At 56.8% G+C, this 3,478-nt stretch carries 5 protein-coding genes; 3 read left to right on the top strand and 2 right to left on the bottom strand.

Annotation, left to right across the window (positions count from 1 at the left end; translation table 11 throughout):
• The first annotated feature begins 159 nt into the window (after nt 1-159).
• From CT676_RS43215 to CT676_RS43225, 3 genes are all read left to right on the top strand, one after another.
• Nucleotides 160-603 (top strand): hypothetical protein, encoded by a 444-nt coding sequence (locus tag CT676_RS43215; RefSeq protein WP_135217307.1) that lies wholly within the window; start codon nt 160-162, stop codon nt 601-603.
• A gap of 136 nt (nt 604-739) precedes the next feature.
• Nucleotides 740-1,474: a hypothetical protein gene (locus tag CT676_RS43220; RefSeq protein WP_135217308.1), complete on the top strand. Its 735-nt coding sequence runs from the start codon at nt 740-742 to the stop codon at nt 1,472-1,474.
• 48 nt (nt 1,475-1,522) lie between these two features.
• A complete protein-coding gene (locus CT676_RS43225) occupies nt 1,523-1,801 on the top strand; it encodes a hypothetical protein (protein WP_135217309.1) in 279 nt (92 codons plus the stop codon).
• Between the two features lie 359 nt (nt 1,802-2,160).
• On the opposite strand, the gene CT676_RS43235 is transcribed toward CT676_RS43225, so the two are convergent.
• Together CT676_RS43235 and CT676_RS44990 are read right to left on the bottom strand one after the other, a co-directional pair.
• Nucleotides 2,161-2,478: a hypothetical protein gene (locus CT676_RS43235; protein WP_135217311.1), complete on the bottom strand. Its 318-nt coding sequence runs from the start codon at nt 2,476-2,478 to the stop codon at nt 2,161-2,163.
• Nucleotides 2,479-3,190: 712 nt separating this feature from the next.
• A partial coding sequence (locus tag CT676_RS44990) for a hypothetical protein (protein ID WP_205124644.1) occupies nt 3,191-3,478 on the bottom strand: 288 nt, incomplete at its 5' end.

Raw genomic sequence — 3,478 nt, forward strand, 5'->3', positions numbered from 1 at the left:
AATGGTGGGCGAGATCATCTCGGAATGGTGGGCGACATCAAATCGGAACGGTGGGCGAGATCATTCTGGAATGGTGGGCGACATCGAGCGGAATCAGCAGCCAGGCTCTAGATTTGAGATGGTGCCGCCGCCGGTGGGGCGAAAAACATAGGTTAGCTTATGGTAGACGACGCCGAGCTTCATATCGACAAGCTAGCGTATGCGGTTGCCCTGCTAGAGGGCGCCAAGCGCATTCACTCATCTGCACCAGGTGAAGACATTTCCCGAATAGGAATTCCCTTCTACCTCCTCATCGGATTCAGCATCGAGAATGGTTTAAAAGCCTTGCTGCAATTTCAGGGACAACATCAACGTGACGTGCAGCGGTCCCATGACTTAGCGGGCTTATTAGCAATTACCGAGGGACTTCGCGAACGACTTTGGCCTGGTGCTGCAAAGGACGTGGAACACCTCAGCCGCTACCACAAAGAATATTGGTTCAGATATCCCGAGAGCGCCGCCACTGCCGACGTCTTTAAGGCCGAGAGCGCCTGTATGATGGTCGACCACCTCCTAGCGCATATCGCGCATCTAATGGCTACAGAGAAAAGTAGTGCGATCTGACAGGCGGCCCGGCGGCCTCGCCGTGTCGTGCACCCCGTATTTTTTCCTGCGTCCAAAGTCTCGCAGGCGCGCCGCACTCCTGCTTGCGTTCCCGCTTCGGTTGCGGTGGAGTGAGGCTTCAATTGGGACATTTCAGATGCCTACCTTGTCAGTCCAGCAGTTCCAAATAACTGACGACATCGCCCCTCGCGACGCCGAGGCGCTGACGTCGATCAATGATGAAATTGTGCGGCTTGCGGAACGACGCCGATTAACGATTTCCGTGGCCGGTCACCTGGCCCGATCGAAAATCGCATGGAAAATTGAGACCTTCGCCGAGGCTGTGCTCTATAGGATCGTAGCACTTGCCGAAGGGACGGCGCTTTCCTGGAACGAGGCGATGCCGCTGCCAGCCTTTCTCTGCACACGAGCGCTCGTCGAAACCGTTGCCCTACTTGTCGATTTTGAAGGGCGCGTGTCCAAGCTACTCGACGACGAAGATCTGAAAGGGCTTGACGAACTCGCGATGAACAGGATTTTTTCGAGCCGCGACGAAGAATGGCTGAAGCAGTCTCCTGAGTTCAAAACGGTTAATGCGCTCACCCACGTTGAAAAGCTGGATAAGCTTTTACCGGGAGCACTAGGCCACTACAATCGCTTGTCGGAGCGGTGTCATCCAAATTCTCTCGGTCATCATCAGATGTTTACGACGACCGACTACGGCAATGGCGCTGTGACATATGACGCCCTGAAGGCAATGCGCGACGTTCCGGCAATCATCGCGGGATTGACGCTTCTGGCGGTCGCTGAACATTCGCTTAGAGAACTGAGCGCTCTCTTCGAGCGAGTATCACAGCTTCATCACCGGATGAGCCCTTCACCACGAGATTGACCAAGCCTGGTCGATCGACATACTCCGCTAAACATCTAAGGAGCCAGAATGCCCGACGTCGATTGGGAAGTAGTTCGCAAATATCGTCTCTCGAACGAGCGGCCTCCCGAATGGCCGGAAGATGTATATGCGATCTCGATAAAAGGTTCAGCATTGCTCGGAATACACGAGAGATCCGGCAAACTTTATTGGGACGGAAAAGAGATAGTTACGCGCAACGCCATCCGCTTGGGCACACTTGAAAGATGGATCGCAATCTTTGCTGCGGTCGGCACTTTTGGAACGTTCGTTGTCAACGCGGGACGCGCTATGGGCAAGTGGTCATAGAAAGGCCCCTCACCTCCATCGCTTCCGCTTGCTCCGCCACCACCACCTATTGCGCCTCGCCCTCATCCCCCGCTTCCGCCCGTCGCTCAACCCTATGCCGCGTGATCTCAGCGCCGGAGGCGTCAACCACGATTATGACCGTGCCCGCAGCACGGTCATGTTCCGGATCGTTGGCGATATCCCGAGCAACACGGGCGCCGTATTGGATCGCTAGTTCAGCAGAGGCAAATAGCTCTCCCACCTCGTCCGCTTGTAATTGCCCATTGTGAATGATCGGGGAATAGTAACACTGCACAGCTTGCCTCCATCCTCTGGCTGCTCGGCGTCTTTGCGGTCATAAATGGTCGCGATTCAAACGACTAGTCTGTGTCTTTGTCGCTTGAATTGTTCGCTTTCCGACGCTTCTTGATCAGTTGCTTGATCAGATCCGCGGCATCGATCAAGGGCGGCGTTAATGAGAAGAATACACCTAGTGCAACGGCAATGATGGAGTGCCGCATTGAAGCCGGATCATCCTCATCGGCGAAATGGTGGCTGTTCTGATCGACCGGCACCGGAGCGAGACCAGCAGAGTTAGAGCCGTCGGGCTTTCGGGGTTTCCGGGGTGGGGTCATCACGACTACAAAGAGTATGTTGATCAGCACCCACATGCCGATGACTATAAAAAAAGTCTTCATAAGCCCGTCGCAAAACTGCTAAAATATGAGCTAAGCCCGCTCCTTCGCGCCGCGCAAGTCGTACTTTTGAGGTCAGCGCTTTTTGGTAAGCCACCATCTGGTTAACAGGCGCAAAAGCGGAAAGGCTTACCACCGCTTGCCCGCTTCCGCTTGCCTTCACGCCGCCGCCCGCCATGCGGACCAGTCAATCGGCGCCGGCTCAATCCTCTTGGCGGGTTGATCTTCAGGCCATACGTGCACGACACGCAGCGTCACACCATCGCGCGTAACGGTCGTGAGCACCGCATGGCCGCCGATGTAATATTTGCCATCGCTGGCGAAGCGGCCCCGCAAATACCGCGCCCTTTGTTACAGCTTCCGCTTCGAACGAGCGTCCTTCACAGCCGCAACCACCCTGCCCGGCAGCTCGGCATTGTGCTGCGCCATAGCCTGCTTAATCAGCGCCACCGTCTTTTCAGAAGCATCGCCCTTGGATAACCGCGATGCTACCTGCGTGAACCGTCAGGCCGCTGGTTTCCTCGCATGCGCAACACCCCGCGGCCTCACCGGCTTGCCGGCCGCGCAGCGCCACCGGTTGCCGCTCGCAAGCAAACCAAGCAGGCGACGTGAATGCGCCCCCAGGCCCGGCGCTATCCTCGAGAGGCGTCGGTCCTCTTTTTGTGCTCTGAGGTTGCTTCCGCTTTCGGCGGATACCGGGACTTGGCCGAACTTGCTACTGGCTCGACCCGGTCGCGAATGCCCCCGAAGCAGACGTGCGGACTGAACGTGTCCGCTTCGAGATCGAGGCCGCCGCTCGGAGGATGTCGCCTTGTGGCCCATCGGCGCCGTTGACGCACTGCGTCTGATAGGGGCAGACTGGAAGTTTGCGGGTAAGGGCCAAACTGACGCGATTGACCCTGACCTTGCCCCGCGGGTTTAATCCAGTTTGAAGTTCGTTCTGGCCCACGACAAGGACCAGAGCATGAAGCGCAGCCGCTTTTCGGAAGAGCAGATCATCGGG

The sequence above is a fragment of the Bradyrhizobium sp. MOS001 genome (genome assembly GCF_004634465.1).
Taxonomy (GTDB): Bacteria; Pseudomonadota; Alphaproteobacteria; order Rhizobiales; family Xanthobacteraceae; genus Bradyrhizobium; species Bradyrhizobium barranii.

Coding starts and splice junctions, on each gene's coding strand:
- CT676_RS43225 (WP_135217309.1), top strand. CDS start 1,523: ATGCCCGACGTCGATTGGGAAGTAGTTCGCAAATATCGTCTCTCGAAC.
- CT676_RS43220 (WP_135217308.1), top strand. CDS start 740: ATGCCTACCTTGTCAGTCCAGCAGTTCCAAATAACTGACGACATCGCC.
- CT676_RS43215 (WP_135217307.1), top strand. CDS start 160: ATGGTAGACGACGCCGAGCTTCATATCGACAAGCTAGCGTATGCGGTT.
- CT676_RS43235 (WP_135217311.1), bottom strand. CDS start 2,478: ATGAAGACTTTTTTTATAGTCATCGGCATGTGGGTGCTGATCAACATA.